Consider the following 22884-nt stretch of genomic DNA (forward strand, 5'->3'; position numbering starts at 1 on the left):
CATGAGTCTTTCTTCCCTACGCCCTCCCGTGTTGCAGTCGGTCGATCGCGCCGACTTCGACACCTTGCTCGAACACCTCGGCCAACAGTTGGCAGCCACCGCCCACCTCTACGACGAGAGCGGCGACTTCCCCCAGGACAACTTCAAGCGCTTGCACGAACACGGCCTGCTGGCCCTGACGGTGCCCAAGGCCCTCGGCGGTGGAGGCGCCAGCCTCGCGCAGGCCCGCAAGGTCATCGCGGCGGTCGCCAAGGGCGAGCCCTCCACGGCGTTGATCCTGGTGATGCAATACCTGCAACACTCGCGCCTGCAAGACAGCCGGACCTGGCCCGAAGCATTGCGCTTGCGCGTGGCCCAGGATGCCGTGCGCCACGGCGCGCTGATCAATGCCCTGCGGGTCGAGCCCGACCTGGGCACCCCGGCCCGTGGCGGCCTGCCGGCGACCGTGGCCAGGCGCACCAGCGAAGGCTGGCGAATCAGCGGGCGCAAGATCTACTCCACCGGCAGCCACGGCCTGACCTGGTTCAGCGTCTGGGCCCGCAGCACCGACGAAGATCCGCTGGTGGGCGCCTGGCTGGTCCACAAGGACACGCCAGGGATCAGCATCATCGAGGACTGGGACCACCTGGGCATGCGCGCCACTTGCAGCCACGAAGTGCTGTTCGACAACGTCCTGGTGCCGCTGGATCACGCGGTCAGTGTCAGTCGCTGGAGCGCGCCCCAAGCGGAACTCGACGGCGAGGGCTTGCTGTGGATGGCGGTGTTGCTGGCGGCGGTCTATGACGGCGTCGCCCAAGCCGCGCGGGATTGGTTCGTCAGTTGGCTGGAGCAACGCAAGCCGTCCAACCTCGGCGCCGCGCTGGCAACCTTGCCGCGCTTGCAGGAAACCGTCGGGCACATCGACACCCTGCTGTTCGCCAACCGCAGCCTGCTGGATGCCGCCGTCGAAGGACTCACCCCCGCCCATCACGCCGCACAGTTGAAGTACTTGGTGACCGACAACGCGATCCGCGCCGTCGAGCTGGCCATCGAGGCCTCCGGCAATCCCGGCCTGTCACGGCATAACCCGCTGCAACGGCATTACCGGGATGTGCTGTGCAGCCGCGTCCACACCCCGCAAAACGATGCCGTGCTGCAGGGCGTCGGCAAAGCGGTGTTCGCCCAACGCCAGAAAAAGGACCTTCCATGAGCGCCCTCGTGATCGCCAGCCAACTGGATGAAGACTTCAATGATGTGATTCGCCAGCGCCTCGCGCTGACGCACCCTGGCGCCGAGGTCCTCGCCGTACCGGCCGGCGTGCCCAGTGATCTGCCGAACGCCGCCCGCGTGTTGCTGGCGCGACCGATCAATGTGCGCGGCTACCTGGCACCGGATACGCCGCCTCCGGGTTGGCCGTACGGCCTGGAATGGGTCCAGGTGGTCTCTTCGGGAATCGACTTCTACCCCGGGTGGTTTTTCGACGGTCCGCCGGTGAGCACCTCCCGGGGCAGCGCCGCCGACAATATCGCCGAATTCGCCCTGGCCGCGATCTTCGCCGCCGCCAAGCGATTGCCGGACATCTGGGTGCACGACGCGCAATGGAATTTCACCGCCCTGACGCCCCTCAAGGGCAGCACATTGGGCATCCTGGGTTTCGGCGCGATAGGCCGCAGCCTCGCGACCAAGGCCCGTGCGCTGGGCATCGAGGTGCTGGCGCTGCGTCAGAGCCAGGCCCCGTTCGACGTCGAGGGCGTCGAGGCCGCGCGGGATATCCATGAGCTGTTTTCCCGGTCCGATCACTTGGTGCTGGCCGCGCCACTGACCGAGGCGACACGGCATGTCGTCAACCGCAGCGTACTCGCCAGCGCCAAGCCGGGCCTGCACCTGATCAACATCGCCCGTGGCGGCTTGCTGGACCAGGACGCGTTGCTCGAAGCCCTGGACCGCGGCCCCATCGGCCTGGCGTCCCTGGACGTCACCGAACCCGAACCCCTGCCCGACGGCCACCCGCTCTACACCCATCCCGGGGTGCGCCTGTCACCCCACACCTCGGCGATCTCCAGCAACAGCCGCCATGAGATTGCCGACAGCTTCCTCGCCAACCTGGAGCGTTTCCTCTGCGGATCGGCACTGGAGAACCTGGCGAACGTACAGCGCGGGTACTGACCCGGCGCGGTGTCGCACAAAGTAATCCTTGTGGGAGCGAGCTTGCTCGCGATAGCGCTGTGTCCGTCAACATCATTATTGACTGACACGCCGCCATCGCGAGCAAGCTCGCTCCCACAGGATTCGTGTCGACTTCAAGTCACGGAAAAAATCAATATCTCGCATTTTATGAGTGATTTTAATGTCTATTTTTTATAATTAACTTATAACAAATCGGACTTTTACAGCACCCTTTTATACAAATACTGTTACAACCATCACCGACCCCTGACCAGGTGGAGGCCCTCGGAACTGTACGTTTTTCCGGCCGACACCACCCCACGGTCACTGCCTCACCCAAACCTGAAACCGGCCCGAGCCAACGCTGCCATGACTGCCAAGCCATGACCGTGGCAGCGCTTTGCCCGGAAAAAATCAACGCCAACGCAGCCTCTGCACACCTGGGGTCCACCATGCACGACACCTTCACTTCCAACCGCCTGACGCTGGCCGTTTCGCTGGCCCTGTTCGGCTTGACGGCCCACGCCGAAGAAGATGCCCGGGAGGGTGCGCTTCCCGTTGTCACCGTCACCGCTGAACACCGCAGCGAGGACTTGCAGAAAGCCCCCCTGGCGATCTCCGCGTTCGACGAAGCCGCCCTGGAAGAAAAGCAGATCAAGAGCATTCGCGATCTCTCCGGACAAGTGCCGAACCTGACGCTCAGCCGCCAATCGATTTCCTACAGCGCCCAGACCTACGGGATTCGCGGCATCGGCGAAACCGATCCGATCCAGGAAGCGGCCGTGGCGGTCTACGCCGACGACCTGTACATCCCCCGGGCGATTTCCTCGATGCTCGACTTCAACGATGTCGAGCGCGTCGAAGTCCTGCGCGGCCCGCAAGGCACGCTGTACGGGCGCAACAGCAGCGCCGGCGCGATCCGCGTGATCACGCGCGACCCCACCCAGGAAACCCGTGGTTTCTTCGAACTCGGCGCCGGCAACTACAACGCCCAGAACGGGCGCCTGCTGATCAGCGGTCCACTGGTGGACAACACCTTGTTCGGTAGTTTCTCGGCGATTCGCCTGACCCGCGACGGCACCGTCTCCAACCCCACCCGTGGCGAGCATGTGAACAACGTCGACCTGCAGTCCTACCGTGGCAAGCTGCGCTTCAATCCCATCGATTCGCCCTGGGATGTACAGCTGACCCTCGCCGGTACTTTCGACCGCGGCGACACCACCAGCTATACCCCCTTCGACGCTGACGGCCACTTCGACAAATTCAAGACCTACAGCAGCCTCAATCCGAAAAATCGTCTCGACCAAGGCAGCTCCGTGTTGCGGGCGATCTACACCATCGATGACCACCTTAGGTTCAAGTCGGTCACCGCCTACTCCGCGTTCGACCAGCCGGTGGACTATGACAACTCCGGCCAGGCAGCGCTGATCCAGAACAACCTGATCACCTACAAGCAGGACTACGCCACCCAGGAATTCCAGCTCAACGGCGACTACGACAGGTTCAGCTTCAGCACCGGCCTGTACGCGTACCGCGAGCAATTCGACGCCGATCGGGACAACCTCACCTATTCCATCGCCCGGAACCGGGTCATCGGCCAAGGCCAGTACAGCACCACCAGGACCGAGAGTTACGCCCTGTATGGCCAAGGCAGCTACAAGCTGACCTCGCAACTGTCGCTGATCGCCGGACTGCGCTTTACCCGCGAACACAAGAACTTCGACTACACCAATTACGGCCTCACCCCTGATCGACAGATCACCGGCACCAACTTCAGCGCCGACTCGAGCAAGTCCTGGCAATCCACCAGCCCGAAACTGGGTTTCGAATACGCCTGGACGCCGCACTTGAACCAATACGCCTACGTCGCCAAGGGCTTCAAGGCCGGCGGCTACGACAACCGCGCGCCCACCCGGGCCGCTGCCGAGCAGGCGTTCTCTCCGGAAGACGTGACCACCTGGGAGACCGGCTTCAAGGGCGACTTCTTCGACCGTCGCCTGCGCGCCAACCTTGCGCTGTTCTACAACGACTACAAGGACCTGCAAACCAACGCCTACGACCCGGCGCTGGGCGTCAGCCTGCGTACCAACGTCGGCCAGGCCCACACCTACGGCGTCGAGCTGGAAACCCTCAGCGCACTGACGCCCGACCTGCAACTGACGCTCAACCTGGGCTATCTGCAAAGCCAATACGACGACTTCGAGAACGCCAGTGGCGCCGGGGTCGATGCCAACGGCAAGCAACTGGTGTATTCGCCGCGCTGGAACACCAGCGTCGGCCTCAACTACACCGTCCCGGCCGGCTTGCCCGGCACCTGGCTGGCCGGCACCGACGCTCAGTTCCAGACCAAGTCCTATGCCAACGCGTTGAACGACGACGTCCAGGAAATCCCCCGGCAGACCTTCTGGAACGCCAACACCCGCTACATCTCCGGCGACGGCCACTGGACCACCACGCTGTCGGTGAAAAACCTGCTCGACCGCGCCTACCCGCAAGCCGTCGGCTACGTGCCCTCCAGCGGCGCCCGCTACTACGCCGTCAACGACCCGCGAACCCTCTTGCTGTCCGTGCGCTACGACCTCTGACCCCTTGATCGGCAAACATGCCAAGGAGCACTTCATGGCTTTCACCCGCAGGCAAATGATTTCTCGTATCGCCGCCGTCGGAGGTTATTCCGCCGCCGTCGGCGCCCTCGGTGCGCTAGGCCTGACGCCCCAGGCCGTGGCGGCGGGCTTCACCCCGTTGCAACTGGGCAGCAGTGGCCAGGGCAAGCAGGTGGTGGTGGTTGGCGCCGGCATTTCCGGACTGGTCAGCGCCTATGAGCTGCGCAAGGCCGGCTTCACCGTGACGATCCTCGAAGCCCGCGAGCGGGTGGGTGGTCGCAACTGGACCTTGCGGCGCGGCACCCGCGTCGAGTTCGACGACGGCATCAGCCAGACCGTGGATTTCGACGAGGGGCAGTTTTTCAATGCCGGCCCGGCGCGCATTCCCAGCCATCACCAGACGATCCTCGGCTACTGCCGCGAACTGGGCGTGGAGCTGCAAGTGCTGGTCAACAGCAGCCGCAACGCACTGGCCTTGCCGGATTCCCGCCAGCCGGCTTTCCAACTGCGCCAGGCGGTCAACGACACCCGCGGACAATTGTCCGAATTGCTGGCGCGCACCGTCAGTCGCAAGGCCCTGGACCAGGACCTGAGCGCCGACGACCGCCAGGCGCTGCTGAATTTCCTCAAGGTCTATGGCGACCTCAACGCCGACCTCAAGTACCAGGGTTCGGTGCGCTCGGGCTACACCCGGATCCCCGGCGCCGGCGACCAGACCGGGATCACCCGGGCACCGCTGGCGTTGCAGACACTGCTCAACCCCAAACTCTGGGGCGCGCTGGTGTTCGATGAAATCCCCGAGTTCTCCTCGACCATGTTCCAACCGGTCGGCGGCATGGATCGGATTCCACTGGCGTTCTATGAACGACTCAAGGATTCGGTGCGGTTGCACGCCGAGGTCAGCGACATCCAGACGTCCGAGCAAGGCAGCCGCGTGACCTATCGCGACCGGCAGACCGGCAAGACCCAGACCCTGAGCGCCGACTACGCCATCCTCACCGTGCCCCTGCCACTGCTGGCCAGGCTGCCAAGCAACTTCAGCACGCCATTCAAGCAAGCGATCCTCAGCGCGCAGAGCGACCAGGCGAACAAAGTGGCCTGGCAGTCACCACGCTTCTGGGAAACCGATTTCAACATCTTCGGCGGGCTGTCTTACCTGGACCATGAGGTCAAAGGCCTGTGGTACCCCAGCGATCGGTTCAACAGTGCCCAGGGCATCCTGGTGGCTGCCTACAACACCAGCGAAGCCGCCCAGTCCTTCAGCAGCAAATCCCTCGCCGAGCAGTTCGCCTCTTCGAGGCAGGCCGTCGAATTGCTGCACCCCGGCCATGGCGCCAAGTTGCAAAGACCGGTAGCGATCAACTGGTCCAAGGTGCCTTTCAGCAAAGGCCCGTGGATCGTCAATGACGAGGTTGGCGAACAGGCCTACCAGATCCTCAACCAACCCCAAGGCCGCACCTACCTGGCCAGCGACGCCCTCGCCCATGGCGGCGTCGGCATCTGGCAGAACACCGCCGCCGATTCGGCGCGACGCATCGTTTCCCTGATCGGCCGCCATGCCGAGCGCCAGCAGGCGGGCGTTGCCGCCTGATTGTCTTCGCCAAAGGACCTCCCCCATGAAAACCACGACGTTACTCACAGGACTTCTCATGAGCGCCACTGCCCTCGCCAGCCAGGCCGACGAAATCAAGCGCATCGGCCTGCCCAATTCCAATTTCCCGATTTCCCTGGCGGTGTCGGTGCCGGCGCAAACCGACCTGCTGTTTGTCAGTGGCTTGCTCGCCGACCCGCACGACCCGAGCGCGCCGAAGGGTTCCTTTGCCGCCTACGGCAACACCGCCACCCAGACCACCTCGATCCTGAACAAACTCAAGGGCGTGCTCCAGGACCAAGGCCTGGATCTGGCTGACGTGGTGCAACTGCGGGTGTTCCTGGTGGGCGATCCGGCCAAGGGCGGCCAGCTGGATTTCGCTGGGTTGCAGGAAGGCTATACGCCGTTCTTCGGCAGTGCCGAACAACCGAACAAGCCGGCACGTACCGCTGTGCAAGTCGTCGCGCTGCCATTGCCCGGCGGCCTGGTGGAAATCGAAGCCGTCGCTGCGCGCAAGAAGTGACGCGGACCCCAGCCGACAATCAGGAGCTTCACGCTTATGCCGAACTGCCAAAGACACCTCACCGCGCCCGCTTATCGCCCACTGTTGCTGCCGCTGTCATTCGCCTGTGGCCTGGCCTCTTTCAACCTAGAGGCCGCCGAGAACGGCTCGCCCACCCTCGACACGGTGGTGGTCACCGGCAACAGGGGCACCGTCGAACGCACCGTGACCAGCAGCCCGACCCCCATCGACGTGGTGACTGGCGAGCAATTGCGTGCAGTGGGCAAACCCAGCCTGCTGGAGGCACTGAGCAAGTTCATCCCATCCTTCAACCTGCCCGACCGCGCCGGCTGGGATGCCAGCGGCGTGGTCCGCTCGGCCACCCTGCGCGGCCTGACGGCTTCCCACGTGCTGGTGCTGGTCAACGGCAAGCGCCGACACACCAGCGCCACGCTGAACATCAATGGCATCAACAGCGGCGCGGCGCCCAGCGACCTCGACCTGATCCCGGTGGCCTCCATCGATCATATCGAGGTCCTGCGTGACGGCGCCGCGGCGCAATACGGCTCGGACGCCATCTCCGGGGTGATCAATATCATCCTCAAGCAGACCACCGGCGGCAGTTCCGATACCACCCTGGGCCAGGGCTACGATGGCAAGCGCGGGACCGCCCAGCAAGCGCTTGACTATGGTTTCCAGCTAGGTGAAGCCGGCGTGCTCAACGTCTCGTTCGACACACGCTATCAGGAGCGCGACAACAAGGCCGGCAGCAACGGCTACAGCGCCCATTACTATCCGCAGGCCGACGGCTCGCCCGACCCGCGCGAGGCCGGTGCCAGCCACCACACCTACAAAGGCTACGGGTTGCCCCGCAGCCAGTTGGCGGATGTCGGCTACAACCTCGACCTGCCGTTGAACGACGACGTGACGCTCTATTCGTTTTCCACCCTGGCCACCCGGGAAAACAACGACGGGCAGAACTTTCGCCTGCCCAGTGGCCGCAACACCATTACCACCGGCCCCAATGGCTACCCCGATGGCTACAGCCCCTATTGGCTGGTGAACGAGACCGACTTCCAGTCCGCGTTCGGCGCCAAGGGTGAAAGGCTTGGCGGCTGGGCCTGGGACCTGAGCAGCACCTACGGGCGCAACTACGCCAAGCAACGCACCTACGACAACCAGAACCCGTCGCTGGGGGAAAACACGCCGAACAAGTTCACCTCCGGCATCTACATCGCCGATCAATTGACCAGCAACCTGGACCTGAAGAACAGCTACGAAATCGGTCTGGCAAAGCCGTTGGATGTCGCCTTCGGCTTCGAGCACCGGCGCGAAAGCTATGAGACCCGCGCCGGCTCCGAAGCTTCGTACATCGACGGTGGCTACGTGTTTCCCGTCGGCCATCCACGTGCCGGGGAGCGCCCCGACCCAGGGGCGCAGGTCACCAATGGCATCACCCCCGAAGACGCGCAGAAAGTCAGCCGCAACAGCGTCGCCAGTTACATCGACCTGGGCTTCTACCCGGTCGAACAGTGGTACCTGGGCGTGGCGGCACGCTATGAACACTACAACGAAGGAATCGGCGCGACCCGCAGCGGCAAGCTGAGCACCCGCTATGAATTCAACCCGGTGTTCGCGGTTCGCGGCACCCTCAGCAACGGCTTTCGCGCACCTTCGCTGGCCAACCAGATCTTCACCGCCCGCTCCACCGGTTTCGACACCATCAATGGCGTCTACCAACCCTACAACTACGTGATCCTGCCCGTGGATTCGGCGGGCGCACAGGCGCTGGGTGCCGAAGCGTTGAAACCCGAGCGCTCGACCAACTTCAGCCTCGGCTTCGCCCTGACACCCAGCGAGGACCTGAGCCTGACGGTGGACGGCTACGTGATCAACCTGCGCGATCGCCTGGTGCTGAGCGAACGCTTCCAGGGCCCGGGAATCGCCGCCCTGCTCGATGGCATTGGCGTGCCGGCGACCGCTGGCGCGCAATACTTCACCAACGGCGCCAATACCCGGACGTCGGGCGTCGATGTGGTCGGCAATTACCGACAGGACCTGGAGCGCTACGGTTCGGTGCGCTGGACCGCGGCGCTGAACTACAACCACACGAAGATCCTCAGCGTAGCCGACACACCGTCGCAACTGGGCGCCCTGGGTGACTACGAATTAATGGGCCGCCAGTCGCGGGCGCTGATCACCAAGACCTCCCCCAGCAGCAAGATGATCTTCTCCGCCGATTGGGCGATCAACGACTTCGATGTCAATCTGCGGCTGACCCGCTATGGCACCTACACCGAGGTCAATAGCTCAAGCGACCCCAGCCTGGATCGCCGGTACTCGGCCAAATGGATCACCGACCTCGATGTGGCCTATGCGATCGACAAGCAACTGACCGTCGCCCTCGGCGCACAGAACCTGTTCGATAAATACCCCGATCACATCGGCGTCAGCAACGCCTCGTTCGGCGACAACTGGGGCAGCTATTCGCCGTTTGGTTTCACCGGCGGCTACTACTACACCCGTCTGCAATACACGTTCTGATACTTGCAAAGCCGCCTAAGCTAATGCTGAAAAAATATTTATAAACTGTTTTTTAGAACAATAAGATTCTTAGACGCTTATTCCATCCCTAGTCAATGTCGAGAATGCCATGTCCAGATTCAACAAGTCCCCCGGGGCGCGATTACGGCGTCCCGCCTTGGCCGGCGCGGTCGTCGTGCTGCTCCTGTCGTGCCTTGCACTCCCCGCTCAGGCCCGCGAAACCCTGCGTATCGGCTACCAGAAGTCCTCGACCCTGATCACACTGCTGAAAAGCCAAGGCAAGCTGGACAAGGCACTCGCCGACGCCAACATCGACGTGACCTGGCACGAGTTCCCCAGCGGCTTGCCACTGCTGGAGGCCCTGAACGTCGGCAATGTCGACGTCAGCGCCGATGTGGCCGATACCGTGCCGATCTTTGCCCAGGCCGCCCAGGCCAAGTTGACTTACTTTGCCCAGGAGGCGCCCTCGCCTTCGGCCCAGGCCATCGTCGTGCGCAAGGATTCGCCGTTGCAGCAACTGGCGGACTTGAAGGGCAGGACAGTCGCGGTCACCAAGGCCGCCGGTGCCCACTATCTATTGATTGCGGCCCTGGAAAAGGCTGGCCTGACGTTCTCCGACATCCAACCGGCGTACCTGACGCCCGCCGACGGCCGGGCGGCGTTCGAGAACGGCAAAGTCGATGCCTGGGTGACCTGGGAGCCCTTCCTCAGCGGCGTGCAACGTCAACTGCCGACACGCACGCTGACCGATGGAACCGGGCTGGCGAGCTACAAACGTTACTACCTGACCGGCAATGCCTACGCCAAGGCCCATCCTGAGGTGCTCAAGCTGGTCTACGAGCAGCTTGAAGAGACCGGGCGCTGGGTCAAGAATCATCCTCGCGACGCGGCACAGGTGCTGGGCCCTCTGTGGGGCAATCTGGATGTGGAAACAGTCGAGGCCGCCAACGCCCATCGCAGCTACCAGGTCCAGCCGGTAAACGCCGCTCAGCTGGATGAACAGCAGAAAATCGCCGATGCGTTCTTTGCGGCAGGGCTGTTGCCCAAGACGGTAGATGCCCACGATGCCCAGGTATGGACGCCATGACATGAAACCGTTTGCCGACATCATCGACTTCCCGACTGATAAAGCATCGGTGGACGCCTGACCAACGCATGGTTTGTTCCCATACCCATACCTTCATTCGGGTGAGTCAAACCTCTGGGTTGGGGGCTGTTTGCAAGGTTGAGGCGATGAGGTCGCGTAGCCACATATGGGCAGGATCCCGGTGCAGTCGTTCGGGCCACAGCATGAGCATTTCAAAACCCGGAATGGCGAGTGGAGGTGCTTGGACGTGAAGTGACGGCTCATCTCGCACCAGCCTTTGCGGCACTACCGCAACCAGGTCGCTGTGCGCCAACGCGCAGATGAGCGAGTTGAAATTGGACACTGATAATACGACTCGTCGTTCCAGACCTTTAGCTGCCAGTGCCTGGTCAGTACTTCCAACGAACCCGGCGCCATCGGGTGACATGACGGCATGCTCGAGGCCGCAGAATGCTTTGAGCGATAGCTTCGTGGCCAAGGCGGGATGACCGCGCCGCCCTGCCAGCACATAGCGCTCGTGAATCAACGAACGCTGGCGCAGTTTTGGCGGCGCGTCATCGCGAGTGTGCAGCGCCAGATCGAGCTGGCCGTTTTCCAGATCATTGGCAAGGCTGGCGGGATGTTTGTTCAACAGTGCCAAGCGGGTATTCGGGGCCAGGCGCCTGAGCAGTGCCAGCGACGGCCAGACTAAAGCAGTCGCTGCGTAATCACTGGCAGCAACCCTCCACGTCTGGTCAGACAGCGCGGGCTCGAAAGTGGCCCCCGGACTCAGCGCACCTTCCAAAGCCACCAGCGCTTCACGCAGTGGCACGCGCAATTCACGGGCACGCTCGGTGGGCGTCATCCCTCGGGGGCCGGGCAGCAACAAGGGGTCGTCCAGAATGTCTCGCAGCCGGCCCAGCTGCAGGCTGACGGTCGGTTGAGCGAGATTGAGCAATCGCGCCGCCCGTGTAACGTTTTGCTCAGACAGCAGCGCATCCAACGTGACCAACAAATTGAGATCCAGGCGGCGCAAGGTATTGTGCATATAAATACCATATGTTTCGGAAATTCATTTCTATCATACCTGGCCAATCGTTACGGTGAGGACTTCATTCACTCGGAGCCCCTCATGAAGATACTGCTGATCTACGCCCATCCTGAACCTCGTTCGCTCAATGGCTCGCTCAGGGATTTTGCGATCGCTCACCTGAAAACCGCGGGTCATGAGGTCAAGGTCTCGGACCTGTACGAAATGCGTTGGAAAGCGCCTATCGATAAGGATGACGCCCCAGGCTATGACGACGAAAAGCCGTTCAACCCGGCGATGGAATCGCAGCGGGTATTTGCCGCCGGCACCCAACCGGCCGAGGTCGAGGAGGAGCAGGCCAAACTGCTGTGGGCGGATGCCGTGATCTTTCAATTCCCACTGTGGTGGTTCTCGATGCCAGCGATCCTCAAGGGCTGGGTCGAACGCGTCTACGCCTACGGATTTGCCTACGGTGTCGGCGAACACAGCGAAAGCCACTGGGGCGATCGCTACGGCGAAGGCAGCATGGCAGGAAAGCGGGCGATGCTGGTGGTCACTATGGGCGGGTGGGAGTCCCATTACAGTGGTCGAGGGGTAAACGGTGCACTGGATGAGCTGCTATTCCCCATCCAGCATGGGGTGCTTTTCTATCCCGGGTTCACGGTCATGCCGCCCTTCCCCATCTATAAAACCAGCAAAATGGACACCGCTCGATTCAAGCAACTATGCACGGCATATGCGGCTCGGCTGGATAACCTGTTCGATGATCAGCCTGTGCCATTTCGCCGCCAGAATGCCGGGGACTATGAAATTCCGGCATTGACACTCAAGCCGCACCTTGCACCCGACCGTCACGACTTGGGCATCCATATCCGTGAGGGGCATGACGGCTGAAGCGAACAAGGTGCGCTCGTTGACGTTCTTGTCAGCTCACGCCTGCGCTTCGACGACTTGGAGGTGATCGCGGACGCTGCCGTCGAGGGCATGGGCCTGGCCTGGCTTGGCGTTCTTACTGGCTGATCCGGTATCGGATGCAACAGGGCTCACTCGTAGAGACATGGGGAGATCGGCCTGGAGCAGCTTCAGCTGCCGATCTCACATCCGTTGAGATATAACGCCAACACCATGTTTTTAAAGTTATTTTTAAAAACATATAAAAACACAGGATAAAAAACTGGTTCGACCAGCCCAACAACAGATAGACAGCAAAGCGCGCCAGACCAATGATGCAAGTCGGCTGTACCAGAACAGACCGCTAATAAAAACAACCGAGTCTCGCGCTACGACCATGAACATTCTCTACGATGAACACGTCGACGGCGTCCTGCCTGACGTCGACAGGGACGCGCTGCTGCGAGCCCTGCAAACCCAGCTGCCCGACCTGGAAATCCTGCATCGGCGCGAAGAACTCAAGCCGTACGAATGCGATGGACTCTCCGCCTATCGCACCACCCCCATGCTGGTGGTGCTGCCGCGCAAGATCGACCAGGTTCAAGGAGTGCTTCGGCTCTGCCATGAACGCAGGGTGCCCGTCGTCGCCCGTGGCGCGGGCACCGGTTTGTCCGGCGGTGCCCTGCCGCTGGAAAAAGGCGTCTTGCTGGTGATGGCGCGTTTTAACAACATTTTGCACATCGACCCGGCCGCCCGGACCGCGCGCGTCCAGCCCGGGGTACGCAACCTGGCGATATCCCAGGCTGCCGCACCGTTTGGCCTGTACTACGCGCCAGACCCATCCTCCCAGATCGCCTGTTCCATCGGCGGCAACGTGGCGGAAAACGCCGGTGGCGTGCACTGTCTGAAGTATGGCCTGACCGTCCACAACCTGCTCAAGGTCGATATCCTCACCGTCGACGGTGAACACTTGAGCCTGGGATCCGATGCGCTCGACTCACCGGGCTTTGACTTGCTGGCGCTGTTCACCGGTTCCGAAGGCATGCTCGGCGTGATCACCGAGGTCACGGTCAAGCTGCTGCCCAAACCACAAACCGCCAGGGTGCTGCTGGCGGCATTCGACTCGGTGGAAAAAGCCGGTCGCGCAGTGGGCGACATCATCGCCGCCGGCATCATTCCCGGCGGCCTGGAAATGATGGACAACCTGGCGATCCGCGCCGCCGAAGACTTCATCCACGCCGGTTACCCGGTGGAGGCCGAAGCCATCCTGTTGTGCGAGCTCGATGGGGTCGAAGCCGACGTCCATGACGACTGCGACCGCGTGCGCCAGGTGCTGGAACACGCCGGGGCCACCGAAGTGCGCCAGGCCCGCGACGAGGCCGAACGCGTGCGGTTCTGGGCCGGGCGCAAGAACGCGTTTCCAGCCGTCGGCCGCCTTTCGCCGGATTACTACTGCATGGACGGGACGATCCCGCGCCGGGAATTGCCCGGGGTATTGCAGGCGATCGCCGCGCTGTCGACGGAATATGGCCTGCGGGTGGCCAACGTGTTCCATGCCGGTGACGGCAACATGCACCCATTGATCCTGTTCGATGCCAACCAGCCGGGAGAGCTGGATCGTGCCGAGGCCCTGGGCGGCAAGATCCTCGAACTGTGCGTGAAAGTCGGTGGCAGCATCACCGGCGAGCACGGGGTGGGACGCGAGAAAATCAACCAGATGTGCGCGCAGTTCAACAGCGATGAGCTGACCCTGTTCCATGCCGTCAAAGCGGCGTTCGATCCGAGCGGCTTGCTCAATCCCGGCAAGAACATTCCTACCCTGCACCGCTGCGCCGAGTTTGGCGCCATGCACGTTCACCTGGGGCAGGTGCCCTTCCCCGAGCTGGAGCGCTTCTGATGGGCAGCGAACTCGATATCGACAACAGTGGCGCGCTGCTGGAGCAGGTCAACCACGCGTTGCACAGCGCCACTGCGTTGCGCATCCAGGGTTCCAACAGCAAGGTGTTTCTTGGACGAATCACAGCGGGTGAAGTGCTCGACACGCGCTCCCACCGTGGCATCGTCAGCTATGACCCGACGGAGTTGGTGATCACTGCCCGTTGCGGTACGCCACTGTCGGAGCTGGCAAGCGTACTGGACGATGCGCAACAGATGCTGCCCTGCGAACCACCCGCCTTCAACGACGAAGCCACGGTCGGCGGGATGATCGCCTGCGGGTTATCGGGGCCACGGCGGCCCTGGTCGGGATCGGTGCGCGATTTTGTCCTCGGCACGCGGGTCATCACCGGGCACGGCAAACATTTGCGTTTCGGTGGCGAGGTGATGAAAAACGTCGCGGGCTATGACCTTTCGCGGTTGATGGCCGGCAGTTTCGGCGCCCTGGGGGTGATCACCGAGGTTTCACTCAAAGTCCTTCCGAAACCACGTCAGTGCCTGAGCATCAGCCTGGAAATGGACGCCGAGCGAGCCTTGATGCGCCTCGCGGAATGGGGCCAGCAGCCACTGCCGATCAGCGCAGCCTGCCACGACGGCGCACTTCTGCACCTGCGCCTGGAAGGCGGCGAAGGCTCGGTGGCGGCGGCCCACGACCGTCTGGGCGGCGAGCGGCTGGGTGCCTCCTACTGGCAAGACCTGAACGAACAGCGGCTGAGTTTCTTCGATGAGGACCTGCCCCTCTGGCGCCTGTCCTTGCCCCATGACACGCCATGTCTGTCCCTGCCGGGCACTCAATTGATCGATTGGGGCGGCGCCCAGCGATGGCTCAAGTCCGACGCCGAAGCGAGCTTGATTCGCTCGGTCGTGAAAGCGGCCGGCGGGCACGCGACCTGCTACAGCCAGGGCCTGGTCGACAGCCCCTTCCAACCGCTGCCCGACGCACTGATGCGCTACCACCGCAACGTGAAACAACAACTCGATCCTCGGGGCATCTTCAACCCCGGGCGCTTGTACGCGGAGCTTTGAATCATGCAGACAACCTTGAGCGAAGACGCCCGCCAACTGCCTCGCGCCGAAGAAGCCGAACGGATCCTGCGCAGCTGCGTGCACTGCGGGTTCTGCAATGCCACCTGCCCGACCTATCAACTGCTGGGCGACGAACTGGATGGCCCGAGGGGGCGCATCTACCTGATCAAGCAGGTACTTGAAGGCAGCGAGGTGACCCGCAAGACCCAGGAACACCTGGATCGCTGCCTGTCTTGCCGCAACTGCGAAACCACCTGCCCCTCCGGTGTCGACTATCACAACCTGCTGGACATCGGCCGGGCGGTGGTCGATGCAGCAGTGCCGCGACCTCTCGGCCAACGCCTGCTGCGCCAGGGATTGCGCGGTGTGTTGCCCAATCCGGCGCTGTTCAGGGGGCTGCTCGGCAGTGGCCAGGTTTTCCGCGCATTGCTGCCCAACACGCTGCAAGTCAAATTGCCTGGCAAGGTGTATCCGGCGAAGCCACGACCGACCACACGCCATGCCCGGCAAATGCTCATGCTCGAAGGCTGCGTGCAACCGAGCCTGTCACCCAATACCAACGCGGCCGCGGCACGCGTGCTGGATCGACTGGGGATCAGCGTCACGACCACCCGCGAGGCCGGATGTTGCGGTGCAGTGGATTATCACCTCGACGCCCAGGCCGCCGGCCTTGAGCGGGCTCGCCGCAACATCGATGCGTGGTGGCCTAGCATAGAAAGCGGTGCCGAGGCCATCGTGCAAACGGCCAGCGGCTGCGGCGCCTTCATCAAGGACTATGGCCACCTGCTGCGCACCGACCCGGCGTATGCCGACAAGGCCAACAGGGTCAGTGCCCTCGCCAAGGACCTGGTGGAAGTCTTGCGCGACGAGCCGTTGGACAAGCTCGGCGTCAACAGCGACCAACGCCTGGCGTTCCACTGCCCCTGCACCTTGCAGCACGCGCAGAAACTCGGGGGTGCGGTCGAAGCAATCCTGACGAACCTGGGCTTCAACCTGACCGCCGTGCCCGACAGCCACCTGTGTTGCGGCTCGGCGGGCACTTATTCGCTGACCCAACCCGAACTGTCCAGGCAACTGCGCGACAACAAACTCAATGCGCTGGAAAGCGAGCACCCCGACGTCATTGTCACCGCCAATATCGGCTGTCAGTCCCACCTCAACGGTGCGGGTCGTACCCCTGTCCGGCACTGGATCGAACTGATCGAAGCCGCGCTGCCTTGAACGAACACTGGAGAATTCGAAACGACTTACCGTACCTGGTACAGCACAGCAGCCCCTGGCTTGGCTTCGAACGCCGGCGCAGTGCGCTGTGGCATCCCAAACCAAGGTGTCCGAAGGATATTCGTCCTTGCGCGTCATGGCGTCGATCTGCTTGACGATCACCGCCGAGCTTGCGGGCACCGCCTTCACCGTCGGCGTGGTGCGTTCGGTGCTGTGGCCTGGGCAGACATTGGCGAGTGGCTGGGAAAGATTTTCCCTGTGCGACGCAGATCCCAAATTCCAGGCAAAAAAAAGCCACTCATCTGAGTGGCTTTTTTCTGGATCTTGGAGCGGGAAACGAGACTCGTATCTGGTGTCCGACTCGTTGAAATCTAAGGGGTTTCTTTTATTGACGAAGCAGGAAAAGACTTAATTCTGGACTTGTTTTTGAGAACTATCAAGGGTCAAGAGACCGGGATTTCGGGCTCTGCCATTTCCTCCGACCCATAGCCAACCGGACGGGAGGCGTCCCGTCTGGAAAGTTACTCAATGCTTCTTGGATGCCAGATGGGTCGTGAAGCTGCTCCCGCTGTAGCGCCTCTATGGGCTCAAAGAGCCTTGATCTTGGAACTGTATCAACCAAAGCCGCACACCATCATCAATTCGCTGACGTTGCCACCCGCCGTCTGGGTGAGCGCTCAGTGGGCTGCTTTCGGCCGATTGTGTTGAAAAAGTCGACCCGGTTTGGCTAGCCATGCATCGAGTGGTGAAAATGCCTTTTCTGCACGCCGCTGCGTCAAATTTGAGTCCTAAACCTTCTGCGAAAAAATACAGATTTCAATCTCAGGCGCGTACTTTTCTGTCACGGAAATCGAAACCGACTTTTTTAACAGTATCGGCCGATTGCTGCCACTGAGTCTCAGCAAGTACTCTCTCGGCCTATCGCCCTTTGGTTTCCGTCCCTTCCGCTGCTACGCTCATGAGTCCTCGATTGGAGTCGAAACAATGCCCACCGAATATTCACTTTCTGATGTTCTCGAGCGGCTGTACCAAAATCAGCTCGCCTTGGAGGCCGCGGTGATGGAGCTGACCTTGAAGGTAAAAGATCAAGGTGCAGCAGAGATTGGTGCCAACATCCGAGGTGCACTTCACACCATCGGAGAAATGCCGGACACATCAAGCAGGGCTTGGCTAAGCTGAGAACCCAGGGTCACTGATTTAACGGCCCATGCGATGGCGAGCTTGGCGGTTATCCTGCGCAGCATAAAGGCTGGACTCGCCGAAGCGTCAGAACTCCCGCGCGCTGCGCGGCGACATCGTGAAGATACGGGCGCCCTCAATTTTTCGTTATGAAAGGCGACGCACCTTGATAATCATGTCCGAAGCTACCTTATGCTTGGGCTTGGCCGCTCGAATAACCTTGTGCTGATCATCGGCCATTGTTTCAACGAGCATGCCATTACTGATTTCCATCACACTGAGTCCGGCCGCCAGCGTATTGATATAGGCCGCCTTAATCGCGCCTTTCGCCATGGCTGGAATTTTCTCTTCCAGCCGGCTCACCAGTTCATCATTTAACATCTGCTTGACGTCCATAACGAACTCCGCATTTTAGGCCAGCAGCCAGCCATCATGTTATTGCTGCGTGATCCGGGACAAGCACCGTCCGCCCCTAAAACGCACAGAAGACCTATTTGTTGACCGTCGATGCGTCTCCTTGGACGAAGTCCGTCGGGAGTAAAGGTCTTCTGTGCTGACTCGCATAGCCCATGGCAGTGAGGCACAAACGAAAATACAGAGGGTTTTTCTGCGCCAATATTCCCGAAAGGTACCGATCTGTCTCGATAGAGTGCCCAAGAGATCCCAATTCAACAATCCAGTGTTGCGGCGGCCGCTTGAATCCGCCGACGTCCAGCCACTTGTGATAGGCGCATGCGGCTACGACGCAGCGCCACTACCTGACCGGCCTCATGGTGCACTGGCTGTTCCCAGATAGCTCTACGTTCGGCACTTATTACGCCTGAGCATGGCCACCTGTTCGCAGGCTGCGGGATAGTCAATGAATCGTTTCCGGCAATGAATATAAGGAATCAGTTAAGCGCGCTCGCTGGGAGAATGCATCGCGCCCCTCACCTCGCTAAAAACTTTTTTAAATTTTAAATCTTTTGACTAAATGGTTAAGATTTACTGCCAACTCAGACAACTCGCCGCTGGCAACTGAAGTTTGGTGCGAGCCCGCTGCGGACTGGATAGATAAATCGCGAATACTTACCAAACTACTATCAATCTGTCTTGCAACTTGAGACTGCTGTTCGGCGGCAGTCGCTATTTGCACGTTGCGCTCATTAATGTGCTCGATTGACTCGGTAATTTCGGCCAGAGCCAACCCGGCGGAACGAGCCAAAGCGAGCGTGTTGGTAGCTTGCAGACTAGTCTGCTCCATTGCCATTACGGCTTCATTTGAGCCTGTCTGGATTGTCGAAATCATTTGCTCGATCTCACTGGTGGACTCTTGAGTCCGGTGAGCTAGTGCGCGCACTTCATCAGCAACGACTGCAAATCCACGACCCGCCTCACCCGCACGAGCCGCTTCGATTGCAGCATTAAGCGCGAGAAGATTTGTCTGCTGGGCTACGGCACGGATCACGTCGAGCACCTTACTTATATCTGTGGCCTTTATAGCCAAGCCTTTCACACTAGCGGATGTAGACTCTACACTGCCGACCATCATGTTAATGGCATCGACTGTGTCATCTACTTTGACCCTTCCATCCATAGCGGTTCTGCTGGTTTGCGATGCAGCAGTTGAGGCCCCTGCTGCATTGCCAGCAACTTCATCGACAGCTGAACTCATTTCTGTAATAGCGGTCGCAGCCATTTCAATTTCATTATTCTGACGCATCAACCCTCTGGAAGCTTCTTCCGTCACAGCATGCATTTCCTCAGACGTCGCGGCTAACTGGCTGGATGAATCGCTGATCTGAATAATCGTATCACGCAAGTTCCCTTGCATGGTCGATAAAGCTGCAACAAGACGCCCCATCTCATCACGTGCTTGAACTTTTATCTCGTTACTGAAATCGTTAGCCGCAATACGCTCGGCAATCAACAATGATTCTCGCATAGGCAGTGTCAAGCTTCGAGTGTACATCCAGGCAAGCAAAACAGTTGCCAACAGCGACAACGTGATAAAAACAAACACCATTGTCACGGTTTGATTGTAAGCAGCGTCTGCCGCTTCCCCGGCAGCCTTCGCTTTGGCATCATTACTATCTCTAAGCGCCTCGACACTTGAAGCAACTTTAAGAGCGGCGTTTCGAACTTCCTCATCCCCGTATTTTATGGCGCTCGCATAATCGCCAGCAGCAATAAAACTGAGATATTGCTTTTGCAAAAGCTCAAATTCGGCAACAGACTTTCCCAAAGAAGCAAGGACGACCTGACCTTGTGGAGTAACAACCAACCCGGCCAGCTCCGAAAGATACTTCCTAATAAGCCCCTGTGACTCTACAACCTCCTTCAAGCTAATAGACCTCACCAACTCCGACTCTGCGGCGTTGCGCAATTTACTATTACTGTTACGTACGCTCATAAACTCACGATCCAGCAAGCCCAACACCTTAAAACTAGGGACGATGTTTTCCTCAACTTTTTTCTCCGCTTCGCTCAGCGTGGAAGTCTGCCTTAAGGCAAACATTCCAAAGCAAAAAATCAATGCGCAAAAAATACCAAAACAAAGAGCGGAACGTGATGCAAGATTGAGCATTCGCAAGTTCATGGTGGATGTCTCGCTAGGGGTAGCAATGGGTAAAATAGGCAAAACAGCAAACTTTCAGTGATATCCGGCAATTTCTTAAACTCGAAGTACAATGAATCCGAGAGCCCATCAGAACTTAGCCAACTCCACCGACTACCTATTATTAATTTAGCAACAAAATTTCACGCAATACCGCTTACAAAAGTGTCATGGCAGATTTGTCATTTCAGCTCACCACCCAGTTGAACATAATTAGCCAACGTTCAGAAATCCTGCATACGTAAATAACTAGCCCCTGCTACCCTTCGTCCTTTCTCTGCAACTGGGATAAACAGAACAATCTATACAATTTTAGAGCTCCCAGATTCAGATCATTATCATGTAAACATTTTTGTAGCAAAGATGAGGGTGGCGGGAGCTCATCTGCATGGCAAACCGCATCGCAGATATCCTCGATATAAATTCCCGGAACAAATTGCCTGATTCTAGCGTTCAATTTACACAATGAAACCCGCAACTCCCTCGTCAAACATTCGGCGTCTGAAGGATTCAAGCTGCTCACTCTCAGCCCAAAGGACTCTGAATCTTTGGCTTTATTTAGGTCACCAGAATGAGCGGGAGCCTTTAAAAACAACCCAACAACCATGCGCACAGAAAACTGCAAGGAATAACACTCGCTAATTAATATTTCAGAGAGCTCATACTCACTTGAATAATTCATTTTAGAAGAATCATTTGACATAACCACATATCACCTGCTTGAGCACTGACACCCCAGTTAATACCTATGTTCGCTTTCTCGCGCTGTCAATAATCTTTAACAGACCGACTTCGATACCGCAGTAACATATTAATCGATGGTAAACAGCTTCAATATCTTGCTGACAATTGACTAGTATGGAATTTAACGAAGTGCATGAAGCCATTTTAGAATCTCTTGCTAAAATATCGCATAGCCTCTTATTCACTGATCGAAGCTCATCCAGGTCCGACCCAAGCCGGCCAGTAGTAGTAAGCATCGCAAGTTCTATCTTATTGGTCAGCTGGATCACGGAGAGCTCTAACAAATTTAATTGAGCAAGCAGGCAAACAATGCCGTTGACATCATCGGGCGCGTTCGCTATAGCAGCCCTTATGTTAGCTATTTCAGCTCTATTCGAGCGAAGCTGTACAGCAATAGACCTGTGATTAAATATATGCTTATCGGCCTCAGCAAGATACCGGTCAATTTTTCTCTTGTAATTGCAAACCAAGCTGCTTAGTAGTAAATCATTCATACTAGAAACTTCGATGACTGAGCGGAAGCACAGGATTTACTATTTACTCATATTTCCTTATAGCTGCATAGGCCAGGACATCAACTCTTCGTTTTTCTCAATAAAATTTCGTTTTTTTAGGGTCTTGTGGAAATGAATTAAAAATAAATAGACATCACGACTTATCGATAACCAAGTCTCCTTTATTCATGTACTGAGTCTGAAAAGGGGTATTACCATATTTGTCCTTATAGTACCTAGCAAACAAATCAAGATCAGAAAAGCCCCACCGAAGCCCTATCTGCTGCCATCCCGTACGCTCGTCCTCGCTGATAAGATCGTTGTGAGCGCAAGCTAGGCGTAGGTCCCTGAGATAGTGCATTGGCGAAACATTCTTATGCAATCTGAAACCTAGCTGCAAGTTCCTCACGCTCGTATGCGCATAGGTAGCAACATCACTAATCAAGATATCTTCGCACGCATGAGCGTGCATATATTCAATCGCCCTACCGATATGCCTAGGTATAAGTGGCTCAGATTTTCTCGTCCTATTTTCGTGGTAATTATTAGGAATCAGCTCTAACAATGTAGAGACGAGCGCTTGCTTTAGATAGCTCATAGCTAAAGGCGATCGTTGAGCCTGACGTAAGTCCATTCCATTCTTTATACACGATAAAAGGGAGTTGATCATTGACCAAATTTTTTTATCGTTTTGCAGCAGAGACTGAAACTCTAACCGATCATTACGTTGTATGCCTCGTGAAGATCGCAGTTCACGATCGAAGACTTTAGCATCAATCATTATTGTATCGGTAGACGTACCCCGTGCGAACTGACCCTGCACAAGCATCGAACTGTCTACAACGCACAACTGCTGAGAAGATTTAATAACACCGTGCTTGTTCATCTCCCAAGTCGATTCACCTCTGTGCGTATAACAAACAAAATATACGTCTGTGTTATTTTGCTTTTCAAATCCCCAGCCGGAAGCGCTGGCGGTGGAGCATATGAAACATTCGCCAAGACTGTAAGTTATTTTCTTATAGTCCAATGCTCCACCACCCAAAAACCTAAGCGCGGGTGAAAGCCCACAGTTATTATAATAATGCCAAAGCGAGCTCTCGTCCTTAAGATGCACTTTCGAAATGGATAAATCATTCATTATGGCACCTGATATTAAGCCAGCAGTATCACCTGCGCGGTTAAAATTCGTATTAGTCACCGTCCCTCTCCGAGAGTTTACTTTCAGCCATTCCAATGGTCTGTACAATTTTGCGCCATGCGAACAGCCGGCGAAGTTAGTATCTATTGAAACAAACAAGCACGGCGCATTGGTCT

Annotated in this window: 17 protein-coding genes and 2 pseudogenes; 15 read left to right on the plus strand and 4 right to left on the minus strand. The window is 58.6% G+C overall.

Annotated features, from left to right (window positions below; genetic code table 11):
* The first annotated feature begins 1 nt into the window (after position 1).
* From Q6A48_RS04885 to Q6A48_RS04915, 7 genes are all read left to right on the plus strand, one after another.
* Positions 2-1189, plus strand: coding sequence for an acyl-CoA dehydrogenase family protein (locus Q6A48_RS04885; protein WP_304552478.1), 1188 nt, complete (start codon positions 2-4; stop codon positions 1187-1189).
* Entirely contained in the window at positions 1186-2145 is a 960-nt protein-coding gene (locus Q6A48_RS04890; RefSeq protein ID WP_304552479.1) for a D-isomer specific 2-hydroxyacid dehydrogenase family protein, read from the plus strand. Before Q6A48_RS04885 ends, Q6A48_RS04890 begins: the two co-directional genes overlap by 4 nt.
* 452 nt (positions 2146-2597) lie before the next feature.
* Entirely contained in the window at positions 2598-4730 is a 2133-nt protein-coding gene (locus Q6A48_RS04895; protein ID WP_304552562.1) for a TonB-dependent receptor, read from the plus strand.
* A 34-nt stretch (positions 4731-4764) separates the two neighbouring features.
* Positions 4765-6339: a flavin monoamine oxidase family protein gene (locus tag Q6A48_RS04900; protein WP_304552480.1), complete on the plus strand. Its 1575-nt coding sequence runs from the start codon at positions 4765-4767 to the stop codon at positions 6337-6339.
* Between the two features lie 25 nt (positions 6340-6364).
* Entirely contained in the window at positions 6365-6862 is a 498-nt protein-coding gene (locus tag Q6A48_RS04905) for a RidA family protein (RefSeq protein WP_304552481.1), read from the plus strand.
* A gap of 36 nt (positions 6863-6898) precedes the next feature.
* The gene (locus Q6A48_RS04910) at positions 6899-9385 is read left to right on the plus strand and encodes a TonB-dependent receptor plug domain-containing protein (protein WP_304552483.1); all 2487 of its coding nucleotides are present in this window, start codon (positions 6899-6901) and stop codon (positions 9383-9385) included.
* Positions 9386-9494: 109 nt separating this feature from the next.
* Entirely contained in the window at positions 9495-10472 is a 978-nt protein-coding gene (locus Q6A48_RS04915; protein ID WP_304552484.1) for an aliphatic sulfonate ABC transporter substrate-binding protein, read from the plus strand.
* Positions 10473-10578: 106 nt separating this feature from the next.
* Here the strand turns inward: Q6A48_RS04915 and Q6A48_RS04920 are convergent, their stop codons facing one another.
* On the minus strand, positions 10579-11499 hold the full coding sequence (locus Q6A48_RS04920; protein WP_304552486.1) for a LysR family transcriptional regulator: 921 nt from the start codon (positions 11497-11499) through the stop codon (positions 10579-10581).
* Between the two features lie 84 nt (positions 11500-11583).
* On the opposite strand from Q6A48_RS04920, the gene Q6A48_RS04925 reads away from it, so the two are divergent.
* From Q6A48_RS04925 to Q6A48_RS04950, 6 genes and pseudogenes are all read left to right on the plus strand, one after another.
* Positions 11584-12375 carry an NAD(P)H-dependent oxidoreductase gene (locus Q6A48_RS04925; protein WP_304552488.1) on the plus strand — a complete coding sequence of 264 codons (792 nt, stop codon included), beginning with the start codon at positions 11584-11586 and terminating at the stop codon, positions 12373-12375.
* Between the two features lie 394 nt (positions 12376-12769).
* Positions 12770-14269 carry a glycolate oxidase subunit GlcD gene (gene glcD / locus Q6A48_RS04930; protein ID WP_304552491.1) on the plus strand — a complete coding sequence of 500 codons (1500 nt, stop codon included), beginning with the start codon at positions 12770-12772 and terminating at the stop codon, positions 14267-14269.
* Complete coding sequence (gene glcE, locus Q6A48_RS04935; RefSeq protein WP_304552492.1) at positions 14269-15333, plus strand: glycolate oxidase subunit GlcE; 1065 nt, start codon at positions 14269-14271, stop codon at positions 15331-15333. Before glcD ends, glcE begins: the two co-directional genes overlap by 1 nt.
* Positions 15334-15336: 3 nt before the next feature.
* Positions 15337-16554 carry a glycolate oxidase subunit GlcF gene (gene glcF, locus Q6A48_RS04940; protein ID WP_304552494.1) on the plus strand — a complete coding sequence of 406 codons (1218 nt, stop codon included), beginning with the start codon at positions 15337-15339 and terminating at the stop codon, positions 16552-16554.
* Positions 16555-16681: 127 nt separating this feature from the next.
* Positions 16682-16966 (plus strand): hypothetical protein, encoded by a 285-nt coding sequence (locus Q6A48_RS04945; RefSeq protein WP_304552495.1) that lies wholly within the window; start codon positions 16682-16684, stop codon positions 16964-16966.
* A 572-nt stretch (positions 16967-17538) separates the two neighbouring features.
* Positions 17539-17750, plus strand: a pseudogene (locus Q6A48_RS04950) (hypothetical protein).
* A gap of 130 nt (positions 17751-17880) precedes the next feature.
* Here Q6A48_RS04950 and Q6A48_RS04955 read toward each other — a convergent pair.
* The gene (locus Q6A48_RS04955; protein WP_047738982.1) at positions 17881-18129 is read right to left on the minus strand and encodes a hypothetical protein; all 249 of its coding nucleotides are present in this window, start codon (positions 18127-18129) and stop codon (positions 17881-17883) included.
* Positions 18130-18264: 135 nt separating this feature from the next.
* Here Q6A48_RS04955 and Q6A48_RS04960 point away from each other — a divergent pair.
* Positions 18265-18378 (plus strand): annotated as a pseudogene (locus tag Q6A48_RS04960) (IS30 family transposase); the annotation flags it as partial.
* 147 nt (positions 18379-18525) lie between these two features.
* Complete coding sequence (locus Q6A48_RS26225) at positions 18526-18693, plus strand: hypothetical protein (RefSeq protein WP_501991673.1); 168 nt, start codon at positions 18526-18528, stop codon at positions 18691-18693.
* Here the strand turns inward: Q6A48_RS26225 and Q6A48_RS26195 are convergent.
* On the minus strand, positions 18683-20311 hold the full coding sequence (locus tag Q6A48_RS26195) for a HAMP domain-containing methyl-accepting chemotaxis protein (protein WP_047738983.1): 1629 nt from the start codon (positions 20309-20311) through the stop codon (positions 18683-18685). The genes Q6A48_RS26225 and Q6A48_RS26195 overlap by 11 nt on opposite strands.
* A gap of 1410 nt (positions 20312-21721) precedes the next feature.
* The gene (locus tag Q6A48_RS04970; protein ID WP_080964361.1) at positions 21722-22708 is read right to left on the minus strand and encodes an AraC family transcriptional regulator; all 987 of its coding nucleotides are present in this window, start codon (positions 22706-22708) and stop codon (positions 21722-21724) included.
* Positions 22709-22884: the final 176 nt, after the last annotated feature.

Source organism: Pseudomonas citrullilanati (assembly GCF_030580855.1).
In the GTDB taxonomy this organism is placed as follows: domain Bacteria; phylum Pseudomonadota; class Gammaproteobacteria; order Pseudomonadales; family Pseudomonadaceae; genus Aquipseudomonas; species Aquipseudomonas citrulli.

Coding starts and splice junctions, on each gene's coding strand:
- Q6A48_RS04885 (WP_304552478.1), top strand. CDS start 2: ATGAGTCTTTCTTCCCTACGCCCTCCCGTGTTGCAGTCGGTCGATCGC.
- Q6A48_RS04890 (WP_304552479.1), top strand. CDS start 1,186: ATGAGCGCCCTCGTGATCGCCAGCCAACTGGATGAAGACTTCAATGAT.
- Q6A48_RS04895 (WP_304552562.1), top strand. CDS start 2,598: ATGCACGACACCTTCACTTCCAACCGCCTGACGCTGGCCGTTTCGCTG.
- Q6A48_RS04900 (WP_304552480.1), top strand. CDS start 4,765: ATGGCTTTCACCCGCAGGCAAATGATTTCTCGTATCGCCGCCGTCGGA.
- Q6A48_RS04905 (WP_304552481.1), top strand. CDS start 6,365: ATGAAAACCACGACGTTACTCACAGGACTTCTCATGAGCGCCACTGCC.
- Q6A48_RS04910 (WP_304552483.1), top strand. CDS start 6,899: ATGCCGAACTGCCAAAGACACCTCACCGCGCCCGCTTATCGCCCACTG.
- Q6A48_RS04915 (WP_304552484.1), top strand. CDS start 9,495: ATGTCCAGATTCAACAAGTCCCCCGGGGCGCGATTACGGCGTCCCGCC.
- Q6A48_RS04920 (WP_304552486.1), bottom strand. CDS start 11,499: ATGCACAATACCTTGCGCCGCCTGGATCTCAATTTGTTGGTCACGTTG.
- Q6A48_RS04925 (WP_304552488.1), top strand. CDS start 11,584: ATGAAGATACTGCTGATCTACGCCCATCCTGAACCTCGTTCGCTCAAT.
- glcD (WP_304552491.1), top strand. CDS start 12,770: ATGAACATTCTCTACGATGAACACGTCGACGGCGTCCTGCCTGACGTC.
- glcE (WP_304552492.1), top strand. CDS start 14,269: ATGGGCAGCGAACTCGATATCGACAACAGTGGCGCGCTGCTGGAGCAG.
- glcF (WP_304552494.1), top strand. CDS start 15,337: ATGCAGACAACCTTGAGCGAAGACGCCCGCCAACTGCCTCGCGCCGAA.
- Q6A48_RS04955 (WP_047738982.1), bottom strand. CDS start 18,129: ATGGACGTCAAGCAGATGTTAAATGATGAACTGGTGAGCCGGCTGGAA.
- Q6A48_RS26195 (WP_047738983.1), bottom strand. CDS start 20,311: ATGAACTTGCGAATGCTCAATCTTGCATCACGTTCCGCTCTTTGTTTT.
- Q6A48_RS04970 (WP_080964361.1), bottom strand. CDS start 22,708: ATGAATGATTTATCCATTTCGAAAGTGCATCTTAAGGACGAGAGCTCG.